This is a genomic window from Pedobacter sp. FW305-3-2-15-E-R2A2 (assembly GCF_038446955.1).
In the GTDB taxonomy this organism is placed as follows: Bacteria; Bacteroidota; Bacteroidia; order Sphingobacteriales; family Sphingobacteriaceae; genus Pedobacter.
Map to the genome: position 1 here is coordinate 4595822 of NZ_CP151803.1, position 20057 is coordinate 4615878.

Consider the following 20057-nt stretch of genomic DNA (forward strand, 5'->3'; position numbering starts at 1 on the left):
TTAATGAATTTCAGATCCACTTTATCATCAAAAAACAGCAGCCTGACCAAGGCTGCTGTTCTGATCATGCTTTCTGCATTTACCATCGCTGATGGTTATGCTCAGAAAACCAAATGGCCGGGCAGTATTGCCGGAAAGTCAAAGCAAGATACGACAGCAAAAACAGCGGAAATCAAAAAGAGTAACCTCAAAAAGTTTTCAGAAGTTATCCCTGCCGGCACTAAAGCCGATGGCGGATTATTCAATATTTATAAAGTAGATCAGAAGTATTATTACGAGATCCCGGATTCCCTGTTAGGCAGAGAAATGTTGGTCGTGACCCGTTTTAGTCAGACGCCGGTAGCGTTGAAAGAATCAAGAGCTCAATATGGCGGAGAGATGATCAACAACCAGGTTTGGAAATGGGAAAGGCGCGACAAGCAGATCTTTATCAGAGTACCCAGCTATACGTACGTGGCAGATGCCAATTCCGACTTACAGCAGGCTTTGGAAAACTCCAATGCATTGCCAATCCTTGCCGTCTTTGACATCAAAGCTTTCAGCAGCAATGGTAAAGGTGTTTTGATTGACATCACCGATTTTTACAATGGTGATATTCCGGGAATGTCTCTTCCTGAAGGCTTGAAAAAGACCTACAAAATCAGCGGAATTGACAACACCAGGTCTTACGTGGATACCGTAAAAAGCTTCCCTCAGAATGTGGAAGTAAAAACAGTAAAAACTTACAGAAGCCCGGAACTTCCGGCAGATAAAAGCGTTGGCGCCATGACTTTCGGATTGAACACCTCAATGGTATTGCTTCCAAAAGAACCGATGAAAGCCCGTACAGAAAACAAGCGGATTGGTTATTTTACAGAAAGACAACTGGATTTCAGTGTGAGCGATAAACGCGTTACCCCTACTGCTTACATTCAGCGCTGGAGATTAGAGCCTAAAGATGAGGCTGCTTACAGCCGCGGTGAGTTGGTAGAGCCTAAAAAACAGATTGTTTATTATATAGATCCTGCAACGCCTAAAAAATGGGTACCCTTCCTGATTCAGGGGGTGAACGACTGGAATACGGCTTTCGAAGCCGCAGGTTTTAAAAATGCAATCGTCGCTAAAGAAGCCCCTACTGCACAGGAAGATCCGGAATTCAGTACAGAAGATGCGCGTTATTCGGTAATCCGTTATTTTGCTTCTTCTACAGAGAACGCCTATGGTCCAAGGATCGCAGATCCAAGATCAGGAGAGATCATGGAGAGCCATATCGGATGGTATCACAATGTGATGTCCCTATTGAGAAGCTGGTTCTTTGTGCAGACTGCAGCCATTAATCCGGCAGCCAGGGGTACGGAGATCAGTGATACACAAATGGGCCAGCTGGTTCGTTTTGTTTCTTCTCATGAAGTAGGACACACCTTGGGATTATTACATAATTTCGGTTCCAGTGCTGCCTTCCCGGTAGATTCTTTACGTTCTAAAACCTTCACCGCTAAATATGGTACGGCACCTTCCATCATGGACTATGCACGTTTCAACTATATCGCGCAGCCTGGTGATGGCATTACCGAGATCTATCCTAAAATCGGTGCTTATGATCAGTTTGCCATTAAATTCGGTTATACGTATTTCCCTGCTCAGCAATCGGTAAAAGAAGAAAAAAAGATACTGGATGCGATGATCATGAAGAAATCAAAAGATCCGATCTATTTCTATGGAAAACAAGGTTCTATTGATCCGCGTGCACAAAGTGAGGACCTTGGCGACAATGCCATGAAAGCCAGCACTTATGGCATAGAGAACCTGAAAAGAATCCTTCCTAACATCGAGAAATGGACTTATGAGCCAGGAAAAGAGCTGGAAGATGCGAATGACTTATATTATGAAGTGATCCGTCAGTACAGACGTTATGTAAACCATGTGGTGTCTAACATCAGCGGACTTCAGGAAGATGTAAAAACAGTAGACGAGCCAGGCGCAGTTTATTCTTATACCCCAAAAGCAAAACAACAACAAGCCATTGCTTTCCTGAATAAACAGGTATTTACCACGCCAAACTGGTTGCTGAACAAATCGATGATGGCCAGAGTGGATTATGGTGTGGTGAACAACCGCATTATGGAAATGCAAAACCAGGTGTTGACTTCCCTATTGGAAACTTATGGCTTTGCCAGAATGATCGACGATGAGATCAAAAACGGGAACAATGCCTATACGGTAAATAACATGCTGACTGACCTTCGCACAGCGATCTTCGCCAATGAAACACCTGATGTATTCAAAAGAGCATTACAAAGAGCTTATGCGGATCGTTTAGGGGTATTATTGAAACTGGATAAACCGGTAGTAGAATCTTCGTATGCGATTATGGGCATCACGCCTTACAATCCAAACAGCTCTGACATGAGGTTATTGGTTCGCGCAGAATTGAAAAAACTGAATGCGAATGTAAAAGCACTTCAGGTAACGGCAACGACTCCGTTGATTAAAAGTCATTATGAAGATCTGGCGGATAGAATTAACAAAATTTTGAATCCAAAGATCTAATCAGTTCTTGATCAATATAAAAAAGGGATTGTTTTTTCAAACAATCCCTTTTTTTAAACATATGAGAACCATTTTCTAGGTTTTTCTACAAGAAGATCAATTAGATTCAACCTTCCAATCAAGAATCATAGAACCTTGCCCCCGTGACATTTCATTTAGTCTAACCTCATAATGGATTTCGCGCAACGTTCAGGTACCATTACGTATATACACCCATTTTTATCACAACGGTAATAAACCGCAAACAAATCATCTTGTTTACTAAATTCATACTGTTCGGTGCCTCCACAAGTGTAAAAGAAAACTGGAAATTGATAAGGTTCAAAATCTACATATTGCACGATTTTTTTTTTATAGATGAAAACTATACGCCTATTTCCTCCTGGCACATTTGCCCCATCCCATGTCAGACCGGTTATTTCATTAATCATCTCATTCGTCACATATTCATCGAATATATAAAACTTGTCCCATTCAAAATCGGTTATACTACTTAAATAGAATGTGGAATATTTGACCTTATTTTTATTTGCTTGGTCACTATAAAATTTAACAGAATCCTCTAACTTTTTTAAAAACTTAGTATTAGATCTAGAACAAGAAAATAGCGTGCAGATAATTAAGGCTAAAAATAATGTATAATTTTTCATCATCGGATTGTTTTAACTGCCTCTTCAAATTGTTTTTTTGTCATGGAAGATGATCTGACCTGTTTACCATCAATAGTAGGGCTAGCAACCCTTGAATATAGCCTTGCAGGAATCACAACTCCAGTATTACTTGTAACACAACACTTTATAACTTCAAGTAATTCTCTATCGCTTCTCCTTAGAAATATATAAACTACCAGTGCAGCTATTAAGACTGTAACAACAACAATGAATTTACTCTTCATATTAAATGTATCGATGGATATTGCTTGTATGCCAGATTAACATATCAAGTTTCATAATTCTATAATTAAATCTGAGCCGGCAATGATTTCAAAATGAATCCAACCCCAACCATAGTAAATAGGATAACACTCCCCCATACACCTATATAGGTAGAAAGTGTAGGCCCTTCCCAATTTGTTCCTTCTGAAGAAGGTTTTTCATTTTTAATATTATTATAGATGAGATATGCCGCTACTAAAAAGCCAACTCCGGCAAAAAAAGGTTTAAAATCCATATTAATTAATTTTAATTCCGCTTTCGATAAGTATACCACTCACGTATCTGTTTGATTTTATCTACAATGAAATAGGCGATGTACAGAACAAAGAACCCCACCCCCAAACTCATTGGTACACCAAAAAAAATAACAACAGACAAGAATGCATGAATTCTCCAATCGCTTTGCCCTTGATACCATAACTTTAAATTTGCGATCAACACAAATGCTAAATTAAAACCCAATAACTTCAACAAGATACGTTTGCTCATCATTCAAATATTTTTCTTCGATTTTCACAATTAAACATATCCATAAATGTACAATCCATGGGATAAATTCCTGCAATTTACTGAAGCGTGGTTTTATTGATAAAAGCATGATCAGTTAAAGTCTTCAAAAACAAGATGATCTTTTTCTGCTCCGCAGCCGTTAAAGGAATTCCTGTTTGACCATGCTGCTGCATCAAAGGATCTAGTCCCGGGGCTTTCTTTACACCGGAAGCATAAAACGACAACACCTCTTCCAACGTGCTGAACCGACCATCATGAAGGTAAGGGCCACTCACCTCCACATTTCTTAAACTCGGCACTTTAAATTTCTTTACCGGATCATCGGCAGCTGCTGTTCCTATATTCCTCAACGATTCATCACTAAACAAATCTGTCGCATGGCAGGAAGCACATTTTTCTTTAAATAAAAGAAGTCCTTCCTTTTCATCCGGACTAAAAGTATCCTTCTGCTTTACCACCAGTTGATCATAACGGGAATTCGCAGAAACCAAAGAAAGCAGGTATTGCTCGATTGCTCCCGTAAGGTCTTTCGCCTTAATGGTATCTATGCCAAAAATCGTTTTAAAATGTTGCCTGTAAATCGGGGATTGGTTTAGCTTTTTTACCACGTTATCCATTGTCTCTCCCATTTCTGCAGGGCTCGTAAAAGCATTGACCGCAGTATTCTGAAGCTTTGTTTCCCTGCCGTCTCTGAAATACGAATGTTTCCATTGCAGGTTCATCAGTGCCGGGGTATTTCTGGTACCCAATATTTGATCATTTACCCCTTCATTGATCTTAATGCCCGCACTGGAATAGCCATCCGTTTGGTTATGACAGGAAGCGCAGGCCAGCTTTCCATTTTTGGACAAAGACACATCATCGAACAGCTTTTGTCCGAGGGTGATCCCTTCTACCGTTAAGGCAGGGTCCTTTTGAAAAGGTGCAGGAAAGTTAACCGGTCTTCTCACGGCAACTACTGTTTTTATCGTAGACAGGCCAAAAGCAAGACCTAAAAGAACCGTAGAGAACGCAATAATTGCAATAACAAAAAGCTTATTTTTCTTCATTTAAAATTAATTATGCCTTGATAAAAATATCATAGGCAAACCTCAGGATGGTCCCGAAAACAACGAGCAGGAAAAAGATCCTGATAAATTTATTGCCTTTCAGCAAGGCCAGTTTAGTACCAAGAAAAGATCCTCCGACATTACAAACGGCCATAGGAATGGCAAACTCATATAAGATATGTCCGGTACTTCCGAAATAACAGATCGCCGCAATGTTCGTGGCCATATTGATCAGCTTCGCACTCGCACTCGCATGCAGAAAATCATAGCCCAGCAGGGCGATAAAAGCAAGGATAAAAAATGTGCCTGTTCCCGGGCCAATCAGCCCGTCGTAAAAACCGATCACAAAACCAAAGAAAAGGCCGATGGCCATTTGCTGGAACATGCTGTGGTCTTTGTCCTGATGAACGCCGAAGCTCTTATTGAAATAAGTATAGACCGCCACAGCGATCAGGATAAAAAACACCACCGGTTTAATTACCGTATTGTCGATCAGTGTAATGCTATGTGCACCAAGAATTGCCCCGACAAAAGCCAGCATGGCCACATAAATCAGCAATTTCCAGTTTAGCGTTACATTCTGTGAATATTTCCAGGCAGCAAATGCAGTTCCGGAGAGCGAAGGAATTTTGGTCGTCCCGAAAAGGGTAGCCACAGAATATTGTGGCAAAACGATCATGATGGCTGGAGTTTGAAGCAAACCTCCCCCACCAACAATGGCATCAATAAATCCGGCAAAAAAGGAGACTATACAGAGTATAATCAGATCTGGCATCATAGCATTTCTTAAACGCCGCAAAAGTAGCCTTTTTTAATATAAAAAAAGAGGACCCACACCACTGAGTCCTCTTTAACCTAAACCAAATTTACTAAAACTATTTTGCTGCTGCAGTAAAGTTTAACACGATATAAGCAGTTGAATTACCATATTCTACTGGTGATTTGATCACCAATGATTCTTTTGTGGAAGAAGAAAGTACCAATCTGTAACCTTCAGTTACGTTTTTAGCTTTATCACCTTCATATAATTTCTTGAACTGGAAAGTTTGATCCGGAACACTTGCCGACCAGTAAATGGTCTGTGTTTTTGCGGCACAAGCTGCACCACCTGGCAAGCTATAGCTTCCATTACCACTATTTGTTAATCTCCAGGTACTTCCAACAAAGCAACTAGCTGAGCTTTCACCAAACAATGTTTTTACAGATGACTGAGGAATGCCTTCATAAGTAATGTCGTTCAGCACCCAGTTGCCTGTTACATCACCACGCTTAACAACCGTTTGACCAGCACCACCTTTTGGTGAACAACTTTGCAAAACCATTAATGAACTGCATAAAATGGCTGCTATCAGGAATATTCTTTTCATATCAATTTGTTTTTCTTCTCTAATACATAAATCTTGCCAAAACTTCAACAGAATAATTTTTACCTTTAGCATTGTTGTACCAAGCGCCTTAATTCACTATTTATCCTCCTGAAAATGAAACCAGAAACTTTAGCGATCCATTCCGGAAATTTGTACGAGAGCAGCACAAAAGACGTGACGCCGCCTATTAATTTGTCCACAACTTTTTTCAGAGATGAAGACGGTGGCTATTCCGGCGGACATATGTATAGCCGTGTAAGCAATCCTAACCGCTCTGCACTCGAGAAGGTGCTGACCGATTTGGAGCATGGCGCAGATGCCTGTGCGTTCTCTTCCGGCAATACCGCTGGAATGTCTCTTTTTCAGGCCTTAAAACCAGGAAGCCATATCATTGCTCCTGACGACATGTACTGGGGATTTAAAAAACAGTTGCAATCTATTTTTGCAGACACCTTAACCATCGACTTTATTGACCTGACCGATGTTGGAAACATCTCCAGTTACATCAGAGAAAATACGGTGATGATCTGGGTAGAAACCCCATCTAACCCTTTGCTGAAAATCACAGACCTCGTTGCCATTGCCGCCATCACGAAAAAACACAACCTGATCCTGGCCTGCGACAGTACCTTTGCTTCTCCATGCCTGCAAAATCCGATTGCATTGGGTGCAGACATCGTGATGCATTCTTCCACTAAATATATCGGTGGTCATAGTGATGTACTGGGCGGAGCACTCATCACAGCGGAGAAAACGCCTTTTTGGGAGAAGGTCAGAAATATCCAGCAGGTCGGCGGAGCGGTACCTTCTCCATTCGATTGCTTTTTATTGTTAAGAAGCATCAAAACCCTTCCCTACCGGATGCGTGGACATTGCGAAAACGGAATGGCCCTGGCTTTATATTTAGCGCAGCACCCGAAAATTGAAGCGGTATTTTATCCGGGGTTGCCGGACCATCCTCAATATGAAATTGCCAGACAACAAATGAGCGGTTTCGGCGGCATGTTATCCATCCTTGTGCGTGGTGGTGCCGATGAAGCCCGAAAGGTAGTCAACACCGTAAAGCTGTTTGCCCAGGCGACCAGTCTGGGTGGTGTAGAGAGTCTGATCGAACACCGTGCATCGGTAGAAGGTCCGGACACCAAGACCCCACAGAATTTAATTCGGGTCTCTGTCGGACTAGAGCATATCGATGATCTTATCGCAGATTTCAATCAGGCTTTGGCTTAAAAAATAACGATACCACCAAAAATCAAATCTTAAAACAACAATTTATATCGCTTATTATCAGTTAATTACAAAATAACCAGAATATAATTTTGGTTATTTTGTCACTTAGCTTTACATTTGAACTATTCTTAGCGAAAGCTATTCAAGTCATTACCTCCTAAACTGGGTTTTGATTTATAAAGAAGTGGCGAGAGACAGGCTCTTTGACCCACTGGCAACCCTCCCAAAATGGAGAAGGTGCCAATTCCTGACCGGCTGGCATGGTGCCATCTGGAGAGATAAATTAAGACAATGAGAACAGTTAAAATTACATCAGATTCTTTTAATTATTGTTGCCCGCAGCATACGATTTGTATGTGCTGTTGCATACGATAATCAACAAAATCTTCCTTTTGCATTCTTGATCCATCCGGAAGGCCTCATTGAGGTACGCTAAACAGCTATATCCCCTTATGCAAGATTACCGCATGAGCAGATTCCCTAAATCCTTATTTACCAAACGCTTAAAAGAATAACATATGTCAGCCAATCATAAATTCGAAACCCTTCAGATACACGCAGGTCAGGAAATTGACCCAACAACAGGTTCAAGAGCCGTTCCACTTTACCAGACTACTTCTTATGGATTCAAAAACTCAGAACATGGCGCCAACCTCTTTGCTTTAAAAGAATTCGGAAATATCTATACCAGGATCATGAATCCAACAACAGACGTTTTTGAGAAACGTGTAGCCGCTTTGGAAGGCGGTGTTGCTGCCCTGGCAGTGAGCTCCGGACAAGCAGCACAATTCATTGCCTTAAATAACATTCTGGAAGCCGGAGATAATTTCGTGTCTTCTTCTCATTTATATGGTGGTTCTTACAACCAGTTCAAAGTAGCCTTTAAACGTTTAGGCATTGAAGTTAAATTTGCCAATGGCGATGATGCTTCAGATTTTGAGGCCAAGATCGATGCCAACACCAAAGCACTTTATTTAGAAAGCATAGGAAATCCTTCTTTCAGCATTGCTGATTTTGAAAAGATCTCCTCTATTGCTGGTAAACACAACCTTCCACTCATCGTAGACAATACTTTCGGTGCTGCCGGATATCTGTTCCGTCCATTGGAACATGGTGCACATGTGGTCGTTCAATCGGCCACTAAATGGATCGGCGGACATGGAACGAGTATCGGCGGAGTAATCGTTGACGGCGGAAATTACAACTGGGGCAATGGTAAGTTCAAACAATTTACCGAACCTTCCGAAGGATATAACGGACTGGTCTTTAATGATGTCTTTGGCATCGGCGGTCCATTCGGAAACATCCAGTTCATCATCCGCGCCCGTGTGGAAGGCTTGAGGGATTTCGGCCCTGCCATCTCCCCTTTCAACTCTTTCCTCTTGATTCAGGGACTGGAAACACTTTCGCTTCGCGTACAGCGCCATGTAGACAATGCACTCGCATTGGCCAACTGGCTGGAAAATCATGAAGCCGTAAAAAGTGTGAACTATCCAGGTCTGGAAAGTAGTCCATATCATGCAAATGCGAAGAAATACCTGCAGAATGGATTCGGAGCCGTCTTGTCTTTCGAGCTTCATGGAGAGAAAAGTCAGGCCACTGCATTGGTAGACAATTTGAAACTGGTCAGCCACCTGGCGAATGTTGGAGATGCGAAAACGCTGATCATCCAGCCGGCAGCAACCACACACCAGCAGCTGAGCGAAAGCGAGCAAATTGCTGCAGGAGTAACACCAAACCTATTGCGTGTATCCGTAGGAATTGAACACATCGACGACATTAAAGCAGATTTTGAACAGGCATTTGCTGCAATCAACCTAAACTAAACAATGAGCACGATATCCACATATACCCATAACAAGACTTTCAAGCTCGAAAATGGCAAGAAATTGCGCAAAATAGAGCTTGCTTATCAGACCTATGGAAAACTGAACGCCAAAAAAGACAATGTGATCTGGGCCTGTCATGCTTTGACGGCGAACTCAGATGTGCTGGATTGGTGGAAAGGCCTTTTCGGTAATAACGACCTGTTTAATCCGGAAGAACATTTTATCATTTGTGCCAATGTATTGGGCTCCCATTATGGAAGCACCAATCCATTAAGCGAGAATCCGGTTACCGGATTACCTTATTACCTGTCTTTCCCGGAATTTACCATCCGTGATCTCGTTTCTGCGCATCGTTTGCTTGCAGAACACCTGGGCATTAAAGACATTAAGGTCTTAATCGGTGGTTCCCTTGGCGGGCAACAGGCACTGGAATGGGCTATTACTGATGGTTCAGCCATAGAAAATCTGATCCTGGTGGCTACCAATGCGGTTCATTCCCCATGGGGAATTGCTTTCAATGAAAGTCAGCGTCTGGCCATCAGTACCGACAGAAGTTTCTATGCACAGAAACCAGATGGCGGATTAAAAGGTTTGAAAACAGCAAGAAGCATTGCTTTATTGTCTTATCGCAGCTACGATGCTTATACCGATACCCAACTGGAAAGCGTAAACGATAAGACCGGTTCTTTCCGTGCTTCTTCTTACCAGAACTACCAGGGAGAAAAACTATGTAAGCGCTTCAATGCTTACAGCTATTGGTACCTGAGCAAAGCGATGGACAGCCACAATGTAGGCAGAGGCAGAAAGAGTGTTACAGAAGCTTTGTCTACGGTAAAACCAAACACTTTGGTGATTGGTGTAGAGAACGATGTATTGTTCCCGATCACTGAACAGGAATTCCTGGCCAAACACATTCCGGATGCTGCCTTTCACTCCATCAAATCGGCCTATGGCCATGACGGTTTCCTGATTGAGACAGACATTCTGACCAATGTGATCGGCAATTTCCTGAAAGAAAGCACCAACAAGAAAATAATTAAATTACATAAAACAGCATAGTACTTAGATGAGCAAGAAACTTAAAATTGGTTTATTTGGATTTGGAGTTGTAGGTCAGGGATTACACGACATCATTCGTGGTCAGGACCTCAACCTGGAGATCATTAAAATCGCCATCAAAAACCCGGATAAGAAACGCAGCTTAGATGCCCACCTTTTCACCACCAATCACGACGAGATTTTAAATAACGAAGAGATCAATACCATTGTCGAGCTGATCGATGATGCAGATGCAGCCTTCACCATTACCAAACGTGCCCTGATCAGTGGCAAGAACGTGGTTTCAGCGAATAAAAAAATGATCGCTACCCACCTGGCAGAACTGGTAGAATTGCAGGAGAAATATGGTGCCTCTTTACTCTATGAAGGTGCAGTATGCGGAAGTATTCCCATCATCAGAAACCTGGAAGAATATTACGACAATGAATTGCTGCATGGCATCAGCGGAATCTTTAACGGTTCCTCCAATTATATCCTTTCGAAAATCTTCAATGAAAACCTGGAATATGGCGTCGCTTTAAAGCAGGCACAAGACCTTGGTTTTGCAGAGACTGATCCGATTCTGGATGTGGGTGGTTATGACCCTAAATTCAAACTGGCCATTGCTACTGCACATGCTTATGGCTTGTTCATTAACCCGGATAAGATCCTGAATATCGGCATTCAAAACCTGAGCGAAAACGACATCAGGTATGCAAGAGAGAAAAATTTCAAGATCAAACTCGTTCCTACAGCACGTAAAATCAGCACGAAACAAGTGGTTACTTATGTGTTGCCGAAGTTTGTCAAATCCGACGATTTCCTATACAATGTAGAGAACGAATACAATGGGGTAACTGTTCAGGCTGCCTTTGCCGACAAGCAATTCTTTTTCGGAAAAGGTGCAGGTGGCCACCCTACGGGTGCAGCAGTGCTTTCAGACATCGCGGCATTGAGATACGATTACCGCTATGAGTACAAAAAATACCACCAGCAGAACGGATTGATCCATACCGACAATGTAAACATCGAAGTTTACCTGCGTTATGTTCATGAATATACCGTAGAAAAACTACAGGTAGAAAATATTGTAGAGCGCTTTAGCCGTCAGGATTACAAGTATGTAATCGGAAGTGTAAGCTTAAAAACCTTATTGGCCAACCGTAATTTACTGGAGCAGAAAGATGTGTTTATCGCCCATACCGGAAGATATACCTATACAGAACAACAGATCCAGACGGTTACGGAAGAGGAAGTTCTTTTTAATTAATAATAAATTGTTTTGATCGCAAAAAGGCCCCGGATTTCGGGGCCTTTTGCGTATGCTGTATTTTCTTTTAAAAGATTAAATCTCTCTGTTGATGTCCCAGCTTTCCAGGTAATCTGCTACCCTGCGCACGAATGATCCGCCTAAGGCACCATCTACCACCCTGTGGTCGTAAGAAAGGGAAAGGAACATCATGTGACGGATGGCAATGACATCCCCAAATTCAGTCTCCAATACTGCCGGTTTCTTTTTGATCGCACCAACGGCAAGGATCGCTACCTGAGGCTGGTTGATAATGGGTGTTCCCATTACGTTTCCAAAAGAACCTACATTGGTCAGGGTAAATGTTCCACCCTGAGTTTCGTCTGGTTTAAGCTTTGAATTACGGGCGCGGATGGCCAGGTCATTCACCGATTTCGTTAAACCTACCAGGTTAAGCTGATCTGCATTTTTGATGACCGGAACAATCAGGTTTCCACTAGGCAAAGCTGCTGCCATACCGATATTAATATCTCTTTTCTTGATGATCTGCGTTCCGTTCACAGAAACATTGATCATTGGGAAGTCTTTAATTGCTTTAGTTACCGCTTCGATAAAGATCGGTGTGAAAGTGATTTTTTCATTTTCACGCTTCTCAAAGTTGCGTTTCACTTTTTCGCGCCACATCACCATATTGGTTACATCGGCTTCCACGAAAGAAGTAACGTGTGGAGAATTGTGCTTGCTCATCACCATGTGATCGGCAATCAGCTTGCGCATCCTGTCCATCTCAATGATTTCATCACCACCATTCACACTCACCACCGGCTGTACCGGCTTAGAAGGCGCTGGTTGATTGTTGACTACAGGAACTGCTGCCTGAGCTGTTACAGCTGCTTTAGGAGCAACACCACCTGTTTTCTGTTGAATATAATTTAAGAGGTCATCTTTTGTTAAACGTCCTTCTGCTCCTGTACCTGTAATGCTGTCCAATTCGCTCAGCTCAATATTTTCCTGAGCGGCGATATTTTTCACCAATGGTGAGTAAAAACGATCTGAATTACTTTGCTTAACCGGCTGTGTTGCGGCATCGTTCGAAGGCAACTGCTCCGTACCGGGAATCTGTTCGCTTACCCTTTCCGCTTCCGGCTGAGCTGCTGCGGTTTCAACAGGTGCTGCAGCGGCATTGGCATCGGTTTCGATAATTGCAATCACTGCACCTACCTGCACCACTTCATCTTCCTTGAATAACTGTTTGATTAACTTACCGGCGATTGGTGATGGAACTTCAGAATCTACCTTATCAGTAGCGATTTCCAAAATTGTATCGTCCAATTCTATCATATCTCCTGGTTGTTTCGCCCATTTGATAATGGTTGCTTCCGCAACGCTCTCCCCCATTTTAGGTAACAATAATTCGTATTGAGCCATTTTTTATTTTATGATTGGTATCAGGTACAAAAGTAAAGTATTTCGGACACTTAATCCTCATGTTGCTGGAGTTCGTTCAAAATCATTGATAAGGCAGCACTGGCAGAACGTTCAATATTCTGTGCTCTTTTGTTGCCAAAACTGAATACTTTCGACACCACTCCTTTGGCATGAGCCACTGCTATCCAGACAGTTCCGACAGGCTTATCAGGCAAACCACCATCAGGTCCGGCAATACCGCTAACAGCTACTGCATAATCTGTTTTAAAATGTTTTATTGCCCCCAAAGCCATCTCTTTAACCGTTTCTTCACTCACGGCACCATATTTAGCCAACGTTTCCTGCTGAACACCGAGAATGGACATTTTAAGCTCATAAGAATACGTCACCGCTCCTCCTTCATAAACAGAAGAACATCCCGGATGCTGGGTAATCAGGTGTGCAATGTATCCTCCGGTACAACTCTCTGCTGTAGAAAGCGTCAGTTTTCGTGCCTCCATAAAGTTCAGAATGGCTTTTTCCAAAGCAATATCTTCTTCTGCAACGACGTATTTCTTTATTTTGGTGATGATCTGCTGTGCATAGATTTCTACTTCCTGCTGCAGTAAGGCTTCGTCCGTTCCGGAGGTGCTGAGTCTCAACCGAACCTGTCCCAGTCTGGGCAAGTATGCCAGTTTAATGTGTGCAGGTAAGGCCGCTTCGATTTCTTCTATTTCTACCGCCAGAAAGGATTCCCCGATATTTGAAGTGAGAATCGTTTTATGGTAAATGACCGGGAGCTTAAAAGCTTTTTTTATTCTCGGAATGATTTCATCATCCATTAAATACATCATTTCAAAAGGAACACCAGGCATGGAGACAAAGATCTTTCCATGCTCCTCAAACCACATACATGGTGCTGTTCCATTTTTGTTTTTGATCACCGTACATCCATCAGGAACATCCGCTTGTTTCCTGTTCAGGTCGATCATCGGCCGGTTAAGGCGCTCAAAGATTTCGGTCACATGCTGCAGGGTTTCTGCATCTCTTCTGAAACCCATATGGAAATATTTTGCCAATGTGACTTTGGTAATGTCATCCTTTGTAGGGCCTAATCCTCCGGTAATTAAAATGATGTCCGCTCTTTTTTCTGCCTGCTCCAAAGCTTCAATGATATGGTCAGCATCGTCAGAGACCGAGGTGATCTGTTTCACCTTCATTCCGATCAGGTTTAATTGTTTGGCCATCCATGCAGAATTGGTATCTACAATCTGACCAATCAGGATTTCGTCGCCTATGGTTATAATTTCCGCCAGCATATCAGTGGGTTTAGTATCTCGTATAGTAGTTCTTTCTCTTGCTCAGTTTCAGATCCTGCAGGACAGAAGCTTTCACCTTGATGTCTACAGAATAACTCTGATAGGTACCGAAGGGAACCCAGCTAAAGCTCATGTCCCAGCAGTGCAGGTCACGATAGATCCCGAAAGTGGTCTGGGTAAAGTTTTTCGTCTGAAAGTCCCAGCCGGAATTAAAAGTTACTTTCCATTTAGGAGTAATGTTGGCATCTCCGTTAAACGACAAACTATTGGTATATCTGGCTTGATCTCCCGCATCGTTTGTGTTATAATTAAAGGCATACCTAAAGGCAAAGTTCCATGGAATTTTAAAGTCGACAAAAGCATTTGGATCCCTGCTCACCAATGCCATTGCTTCCGCCTGTTCCGGAGTCATTCCTTTCTGAATGTTTTGTTCACGCTGATCCTGTTGATTGATATTTTTCCTTTTCAGCGCTTCAGGGTTCAGGCTATAATCAAATGACAGGTTAAAAGAGGTCATACGGGGTAATTTTCCTCTTTGCCATACATATTTATCCACCACAAATGGAGCTACCTGCGTACTTCTACCATTAAGCAAAGAATCCCTCTCCACAAGATACGGATTAAAGGTTGCGCCGTAATTTACCTGAAATTTAGGGGTAAAAGGCGTACTACCTGTCACACCAATCGGGCTGAGCTTAAATCTTTTTGCAAGAAAATTATAGTTGGTACTGATACTTAGGTTATTAATAATGGGAATTTTCTTTTCTCCTTTTCCAGTAGTATCATTTGGCACCGCCACCTTCGCTTCTACTGTATTTTGCAAACTAAAACCCAGATTGGCTGATCTGCCACTCGGCGCTCCACCATACAATAACCCTTCTTGCCGGGCATAGGTAAGCGGTTTTAGCGCATTTCCATTCACGTCCATATCGTAAGTCCCATCGGCTCTCTTTGAGGACGGTACGGTCTTGCCATCTGCATATCTCGCGACCAAATAATTTCCCATCTTCGGATCTGAAAAATCAGGCTGATAGTTGAATGTAATGTTCGGTGACATGACATGTCGGATTGCTTTCAGATTTCCCAGTTTCGTAAACTGCGCCGTAGAGTAAATCTTGGTACCAATTGAACCACCAATACTATAGGTTCCATAACGGTTGAATCCTGGAATCGTATCAATCCTACTCAGGTCTGTGGTACTGCTACCGGTAGGTCTGATGAAAGTCTTTTTGATCGACTGAAAATGCCAGGTCTCTCTATAGGTTACACTTGTTCCAAAGTTGAAATACTTTAAGACATTGAAATTCATCTGAATCGGAATATTATGTTGCACCCCGTTTCTGAATTTATTCAAGGTTTGGCGTTTAAATAATAAACTATCGGCAGAAGTTACCGCATTACTACTGATCATGCCATACCCGAAGGAAATTTTTTCATACCACCTTGGATCTCCAACCCTGTTTGGCGAGGCAAAAGGGAAGATATTTCTTGACATCGTTAAATTGATGTCCGGCAAGGTCAGGTCGACGGTTTTTCTGGACACATCCTGATTCACCCTTGCAGCGAGGGACAGGTTAAATAAATCTCCAAAGAGTTGTTTAGAGTAATTCACGGAGGACCCTAAAATGCTTTGTGAAAGCGCAACAGGATCGTAAGTATTACCGGCTGCAGTCAGACTATTGTAACTACTGGTCCTGATATTTACCGAGGCACTAAGTGTACTTCCGGGATTCGCATTTGCATTTTGACTGTGTGACCAGTTGATTGCAAAAGGCTTCTGTCTGCCGAAATTCTTTGTCCCCTCCGATCCCGTAACAATACTGGAATAGCTTAAAGCGATATTTCCATTGTATTTATATCTCTTCGTATAGGTGGAAGTCAGGTTTAAATCGTAAGAACCACCAGTATAAATTGATCCGATCAGTTTGGCATCAAAATAATCACTAAAACCCATATAATATCCACCGTCTCTCAAAAAGAAACCCCTGGTATAATCTTCGCCGGGGCTGGGTAAAATGATCCCGGAGGATTTCTTATTTGGCTTTGGAAAAAAGGCAAAAGGGAGTCCGATGGGTAAAGGAATATCTTCAATTTTTAAGTAAACAGGCCCTGTAATGATCTGATTTTCGGTAACGATACCTTTGGTGATGTGAATCCCGAAATGGGGATGCGGTAAATTACAGGTACTATAAGTCTGTCCTTTACTGTGAATTTCATCATCCGGTTGTTTCTTCGCGAGTCCACCGGAGAAAAAGCCACCTTCCTGTTCTGTAAACACGCCGTAAATCTTTCCTGCAGCCGTTTCCGTGTTGTAACGTAATGAATCTGCCAGGGAACTCCCCTGTCCGGGCATTTTAAAAATAGGCCGGCCTACATATTTACCTTTGGCATCATGTTTTCCGCTGGCAAAAATCTGATGGGTTTTTGTATTGTAAGTAATATAATCGGCATCCAGCTCCAATCCCTGATATACCACCCTTGCACGACCATATAAATAAATGACGCCTTCTTTCTTATCAACTTTTGTAGAATCTTTGGCAGAGTACTCGATCTTATCGCTTGATTTTGAAGTATCTGCAGGGTTACTTTTTAGTCCGGGTTTAATACTGCTCCTTTTAGTGGTATCTACCTGAGGGACGACCTGTTGTGTGGAGGAAAAAACAGAAGATGCAAGTGCCGGAATACTAACAATTGTTAATAAAACAAGCCGTTTTAAAAAAATGATGTCGCTTAAAAGTTTCAAATTCGTGTGTGAATGTTATTTTTGCATTAATGTTTAATCCAAAACGTTCAAAATTAATGAAAAATATGCCATTGCTCAGACCAAATGCAATTTTGATCGTATTTATTTCTTTGATATTAGCTACGACCACTAGTTATCAAGCATTTACACAGGAATATAAAATAAAAACCATCGTATTAGACGCTGGTCACGGGGGGAAAGACGGCTCTACCAGAGGCGCTTATTCGACAGAAAAAGATGTCGCCCTGAAAACGGCTTTACGGCTTGGGGCAGCGATAGAAGCCAATATGAAAGACGTAAAAGTGATCTACACCAGGTCTACTGATGTTTTTGTTCCGCTTTATGAGCGGATTGCCATTGCGAACAACGCAAAAGCAGATCTTTTTATCTCCATTCACTGTAATGATATGCCAATGATCCGTTCCACGACTGTGACGGGCTATAGAAAAGGACGTAATGGAAAAAGAATTCCCATTACAGAAAGTTCCTATCGGAAAAGCACCTCTACCCGTGGTGTAGAAACCTTTGTTTCCGGGATGGGAAGAATCAATGAACAGGACGAGGTGATCAAGAGAGAGAATGCGGCCATTTTCCTCGAGGATAACTATAAAGAGAATTATGAAGGTTTTGACCCCAATAATGCGGAAAACTATATTATACTATCTTTGATGAAAAATACGTTCAGAACACAAAGTTTAAAATTGGCAAAACTTGTGCAGGACGAGTATGTTAATGTAGGAAGGGTAAACCGTGGGGTGCAGGAAAAAAGTCTTGCGGTATTGGCCAGAGCAGGAATGCCGGCCATCTTAACAGAGATCGGCTTTATCAGCAACCCTGATGAAGAAGATTATATGAACTCTGAAGCCGGACAAATAGAAATTACCAATTGCCTGTTGAAAGCCATACAAAGCTACCAGCATAAGATAGAAGGATAATAGTTAGATACCGATAAAATAAAAAAGAGTTAAGCCTGATGAGATTGAAAAGAAGTATATTCTTGTTTACCATTTTATTGTTTATAAGTTCAGAATTTGCTTTTTCGCAAGGATATAAAGTTAAAACGATCGTGATCGATGCCGGTCATGGAGGAGGTAAACCCGGAGCCGCAGGCAGTTACTCTGTAGAAAAGAATGTCGCCCTGCAGGTGGCCCTTAGACTTGGAAAAAAGTTTGAAGAAGAGATGCCGGAAGTCCGCATACTGTATACCAGGAAAACGGATGTGGATGTCGACTTCTATAAAAGAGCCGAAATTGCCAATGACGCCAAAGCAGATATTTTCATTTCTATCCACTGTAACTCTATGCCCGACAGAAGAGTAGTAGCCGGATATACCAAAGGAAAACGCGGCAAAAAGATCCCCCGATATGCGTATGTAAAGAATTCTTCCACCAGTGGTACCGAGACTTTCGTTGCGGGTACACACCGCCTGAATGAGCAGGATGTGGCCATCAGGGAGAATGCCGATATTAAACTGGAAAAAAACTACAAACAAAACTACGACGGTTACGATCCCAACGATCCTGAAACATTTATTATACTATCTTTGTTTAAAAATACATTTAGAGATAAAAGCCTGAAATTGGCCAGATTGATTCAGGACAACTACACCAACGATAATAAACGCGTAAACAGAGGAGTAAAAGAGCAGGGGATTTTAATTTTACAAAGGGTTGGAATGCCTGCTGTGTTAACGGAGATTGGATTTATATCAAATCCTTCAGAGGAGAATTACATGAATTCTGCCAGCGGACAATCGGAAATTGTACATGCTATTTTTGATGCGGTAAAGAAATATAAAAAACAAACAGAAGTAAATTAAGTAAACATACATACGTGAAAATAGCAAACGAAACCAAAGTAGGCATACTAGCAGCCTTTTCCATAGCCATGTTGATCATTGGCTACAACTTTTTAAAAGGCAATGCCATTTTTTCCAGCGAAACCGTATTGTATGCCAGGTATTCGCATGTAGATGGACTGGGTGTATCCAAACCCGTTTTGATCAATGGTTATCAGATCGGCCGCGTAGATAAACTGACCCTTCAGTCTGACGGGACCATTATCGCAACCTTAAAGATCAAAGGGAAATATGAAATTCCTAAAAACAGTGTTGCAAAACTGGAGAGTATTGACCTTTTAGGTGGCAAAGCGATTGTAATGGCTTTAGGAACCGGAAATGTATATGCAAAAGACGGAGATACTTTAAACGCGAATGTGGCAAAAGGCCTGTTGGAAACCGTTCAACCGGTACAAAAGAAAGCAGAGCTGATCATTGCGAAAATGGATTCTATCTTAACGAGTGTAAACTCCATCCTGAATCCCAACTTCCAGAAGAATGTAGACAAGAGTTTCAACAGCATTGCTTCTACCCTGGCTTCACTGGAAGCAACTTCAAAAAAAGTGGATAACCTGGTAGGTTCTGAAGGAACCCGCATTTCTTCCATCCTTGCGAATGTAGAGGCCATCTCCGCAAACCTGAAGAACAACAACGAAAAGATCAATGGCATTTTGAACAACATCGGCAGCATTACTGATCAGGTGGCAGCAGCGAACTTCAAACAAACCATAGACAATGCGAATAAATCAATGGCCGATTTACAGGCGATTGTAGGCAAGATCAATGAAGGAAAAGGTACTTTAGGCCTGTTGATCAACGATACAAAAATGTATGACAACCTGAACAGTGCTTCTCAGAACCTGGACAAGCTGATCATCGACTTAAAAGAAAATCCTAAACGTTACGTTCACTTCTCTGTGTTCGGTGGCGGTGCTAAAAAAGATAAATAAGCACAGAACGATACTTAAGAAAAAGGCTTCAGGATACCCTGAAGCCTTTTTTTATAGAACACATT

Annotated in this window: 17 protein-coding genes and 1 riboswitch; of the genes, 8 read left to right on the plus strand and 9 right to left on the minus strand. The window is 42.0% G+C overall.

Annotation, left to right across the window (positions count from 1 at the left end; genetic code table 11):
- Positions 1 to 3: 3 nt before the first annotated feature.
- Complete coding sequence (locus AAFF35_RS18485; protein ID WP_342328011.1) at positions 4 to 2529, plus strand: zinc-dependent metalloprotease; 2526 nt, start codon at positions 4 to 6, stop codon at positions 2527 to 2529.
- Between the two features lie 155 nt (positions 2530 to 2684).
- Here the strand turns inward: AAFF35_RS18485 and AAFF35_RS18490 are convergent, their stop codons facing one another.
- The 6 genes from AAFF35_RS18490 to AAFF35_RS18515 all read right to left on the minus strand — a co-directional run bounded on the left by AAFF35_RS18490 (position 2685) and on the right by AAFF35_RS18515 (position 6390).
- Positions 2685 to 3182 carry a hypothetical protein gene (locus AAFF35_RS18490; RefSeq protein WP_342328012.1) on the minus strand — a complete coding sequence of 166 codons (498 nt, stop codon included), beginning with the start codon at positions 3180 to 3182 and terminating at the stop codon, positions 2685 to 2687.
- A complete protein-coding gene (locus AAFF35_RS18495) occupies positions 3179 to 3424 on the minus strand; it encodes a hypothetical protein (protein WP_342328013.1) in 246 nt (81 codons plus the stop codon). The genes AAFF35_RS18490 and AAFF35_RS18495 overlap by 4 nt, the downstream gene beginning before the upstream one ends.
- A gap of 65 nt (positions 3425 to 3489) precedes the next feature.
- Positions 3490 to 3699 carry a hypothetical protein gene (locus AAFF35_RS18500; RefSeq protein ID WP_342328014.1) on the minus strand — a complete coding sequence of 70 codons (210 nt, stop codon included), beginning with the start codon at positions 3697 to 3699 and terminating at the stop codon, positions 3490 to 3492.
- Positions 3700 to 4030: 331 nt separating this feature from the next.
- Positions 4031 to 5023 carry a cytochrome c peroxidase gene (locus AAFF35_RS18505; RefSeq protein WP_342328015.1) on the minus strand — a complete coding sequence of 331 codons (993 nt, stop codon included), beginning with the start codon at positions 5021 to 5023 and terminating at the stop codon, positions 4031 to 4033.
- Positions 5024 to 5033: 10 nt separating this feature from the next.
- Positions 5034 to 5801 (minus strand): TSUP family transporter, encoded by a 768-nt coding sequence (locus AAFF35_RS18510; RefSeq protein ID WP_342328016.1) that lies wholly within the window; start codon positions 5799 to 5801, stop codon positions 5034 to 5036.
- A gap of 97 nt (positions 5802 to 5898) precedes the next feature.
- Positions 5899 to 6390, minus strand: coding sequence for a hypothetical protein (locus AAFF35_RS18515; protein WP_342328017.1), 492 nt, complete (start codon positions 6388 to 6390; stop codon positions 5899 to 5901).
- A gap of 114 nt (positions 6391 to 6504) precedes the next feature.
- Here AAFF35_RS18515 and AAFF35_RS18520 point away from each other — a divergent pair, with 114 nt between their 5' ends.
- The 4 genes from AAFF35_RS18520 (at position 6505) to AAFF35_RS18535 (ending at position 11757) form a co-directional block, all read left to right on the plus strand.
- Positions 6505 to 7620 (plus strand): aminotransferase class I/II-fold pyridoxal phosphate-dependent enzyme, encoded by a 1116-nt coding sequence (locus AAFF35_RS18520; protein WP_342328018.1) that lies wholly within the window; start codon positions 6505 to 6507, stop codon positions 7618 to 7620.
- A gap of 171 nt (positions 7621 to 7791) precedes the next feature.
- Positions 7792 to 7905: riboswitch (SAM riboswitch) on the plus strand.
- Positions 7906 to 8138: 233 nt separating this feature from the next.
- Positions 8139 to 9446 carry an O-acetylhomoserine aminocarboxypropyltransferase/cysteine synthase gene (locus AAFF35_RS18525; RefSeq protein ID WP_342328019.1) on the plus strand — a complete coding sequence of 436 codons (1308 nt, stop codon included), beginning with the start codon at positions 8139 to 8141 and terminating at the stop codon, positions 9444 to 9446.
- A 3-nt stretch (positions 9447 to 9449) separates the two neighbouring features.
- Positions 9450 to 10508 (plus strand): homoserine O-acetyltransferase, encoded by a 1059-nt coding sequence (gene metX / locus AAFF35_RS18530; RefSeq protein ID WP_342328020.1) that lies wholly within the window; start codon positions 9450 to 9452, stop codon positions 10506 to 10508.
- Positions 10509 to 10515: 7 nt separating this feature from the next.
- Positions 10516 to 11757: a homoserine dehydrogenase gene (locus tag AAFF35_RS18535; RefSeq protein WP_342328021.1), complete on the plus strand. Its 1242-nt coding sequence runs from the start codon at positions 10516 to 10518 to the stop codon at positions 11755 to 11757.
- A 75-nt stretch (positions 11758 to 11832) separates the two neighbouring features.
- On the opposite strand, the gene AAFF35_RS18540 is transcribed toward AAFF35_RS18535, so the two are convergent.
- Genes AAFF35_RS18540 through AAFF35_RS18550 form a run of 3 tightly spaced genes read right to left on the minus strand, consistent with a single transcriptional unit; the run spans position 11833 to position 17205 of the window.
- Positions 11833 to 13164 (minus strand): dihydrolipoamide acetyltransferase family protein, encoded by a 1332-nt coding sequence (locus AAFF35_RS18540; RefSeq protein WP_342328022.1) that lies wholly within the window; start codon positions 13162 to 13164, stop codon positions 11833 to 11835.
- A 50-nt stretch (positions 13165 to 13214) separates the two neighbouring features.
- Positions 13215 to 14462 (minus strand): competence/damage-inducible protein A, encoded by a 1248-nt coding sequence (locus tag AAFF35_RS18545; protein ID WP_342328023.1) that lies wholly within the window; start codon positions 14460 to 14462, stop codon positions 13215 to 13217.
- A 10-nt stretch (positions 14463 to 14472) separates the two neighbouring features.
- Positions 14473 to 17205 (minus strand): putative LPS assembly protein LptD, encoded by a 2733-nt coding sequence (locus AAFF35_RS18550; RefSeq protein WP_342328024.1) that lies wholly within the window; start codon positions 17203 to 17205, stop codon positions 14473 to 14475.
- A 56-nt stretch (positions 17206 to 17261) separates the two neighbouring features.
- Here AAFF35_RS18550 and AAFF35_RS18555 point away from each other — a divergent pair, with 56 nt between their 5' ends.
- The 3 genes from AAFF35_RS18555 to AAFF35_RS18565 are packed head-to-tail and all read left to right on the plus strand — an operon-like array spanning position 17262 to position 19992.
- The gene (locus AAFF35_RS18555) at positions 17262 to 18140 is read left to right on the plus strand and encodes an N-acetylmuramoyl-L-alanine amidase (protein ID WP_342328025.1); all 879 of its coding nucleotides are present in this window, start codon (positions 17262 to 17264) and stop codon (positions 18138 to 18140) included.
- A 38-nt stretch (positions 18141 to 18178) separates the two neighbouring features.
- A complete protein-coding gene (locus tag AAFF35_RS18560) occupies positions 18179 to 19024 on the plus strand; it encodes an N-acetylmuramoyl-L-alanine amidase (RefSeq protein ID WP_342328027.1) in 846 nt (281 codons plus the stop codon).
- A gap of 14 nt (positions 19025 to 19038) precedes the next feature.
- Positions 19039 to 19992: an MlaD family protein gene (locus AAFF35_RS18565; protein ID WP_074604386.1), complete on the plus strand. Its 954-nt coding sequence runs from the start codon at positions 19039 to 19041 to the stop codon at positions 19990 to 19992.
- Positions 19993 to 20057 lie beyond the last annotated feature (65 nt).

Excerpts from the sequence above, each read along its gene's own strand:
- AAFF35_RS18485 (WP_342328011.1), top strand. The coding sequence starts at position 4 with ATGAATTTCAGATCCACTTTATCATCAAAAAACAGCAGCCTGACCAAG.
- AAFF35_RS18490 (WP_342328012.1), bottom strand. The coding sequence starts at position 3,182 with ATGATGAAAAATTATACATTATTTTTAGCCTTAATTATCTGCACGCTA.
- AAFF35_RS18495 (WP_342328013.1), bottom strand. The coding sequence starts at position 3,424 with ATGAAGAGTAAATTCATTGTTGTTGTTACAGTCTTAATAGCTGCACTG.
- AAFF35_RS18500 (WP_342328014.1), bottom strand. The coding sequence starts at position 3,699 with ATGGATTTTAAACCTTTTTTTGCCGGAGTTGGCTTTTTAGTAGCGGCA.
- AAFF35_RS18505 (WP_342328015.1), bottom strand. The coding sequence starts at position 5,023 with ATGAAGAAAAATAAGCTTTTTGTTATTGCAATTATTGCGTTCTCTACG.
- AAFF35_RS18510 (WP_342328016.1), bottom strand. The coding sequence starts at position 5,801 with ATGATGCCAGATCTGATTATACTCTGTATAGTCTCCTTTTTTGCCGGA.
- AAFF35_RS18515 (WP_342328017.1), bottom strand. The coding sequence starts at position 6,390 with ATGAAAAGAATATTCCTGATAGCAGCCATTTTATGCAGTTCATTAATG.
- AAFF35_RS18520 (WP_342328018.1), top strand. The coding sequence starts at position 6,505 with ATGAAACCAGAAACTTTAGCGATCCATTCCGGAAATTTGTACGAGAGC.
- AAFF35_RS18525 (WP_342328019.1), top strand. The coding sequence starts at position 8,139 with ATGTCAGCCAATCATAAATTCGAAACCCTTCAGATACACGCAGGTCAG.
- metX (WP_342328020.1), top strand. The coding sequence starts at position 9,450 with ATGAGCACGATATCCACATATACCCATAACAAGACTTTCAAGCTCGAA.
- AAFF35_RS18535 (WP_342328021.1), top strand. The coding sequence starts at position 10,516 with ATGAGCAAGAAACTTAAAATTGGTTTATTTGGATTTGGAGTTGTAGGT.
- AAFF35_RS18540 (WP_342328022.1), bottom strand. The coding sequence starts at position 13,164 with ATGGCTCAATACGAATTATTGTTACCTAAAATGGGGGAGAGCGTTGCG.
- AAFF35_RS18545 (WP_342328023.1), bottom strand. The coding sequence starts at position 14,462 with ATGCTGGCGGAAATTATAACCATAGGCGACGAAATCCTGATTGGTCAG.
- AAFF35_RS18555 (WP_342328025.1), top strand. The coding sequence starts at position 17,262 with ATGAAAAATATGCCATTGCTCAGACCAAATGCAATTTTGATCGTATTT.
- AAFF35_RS18560 (WP_342328027.1), top strand. The coding sequence starts at position 18,179 with ATGAGATTGAAAAGAAGTATATTCTTGTTTACCATTTTATTGTTTATA.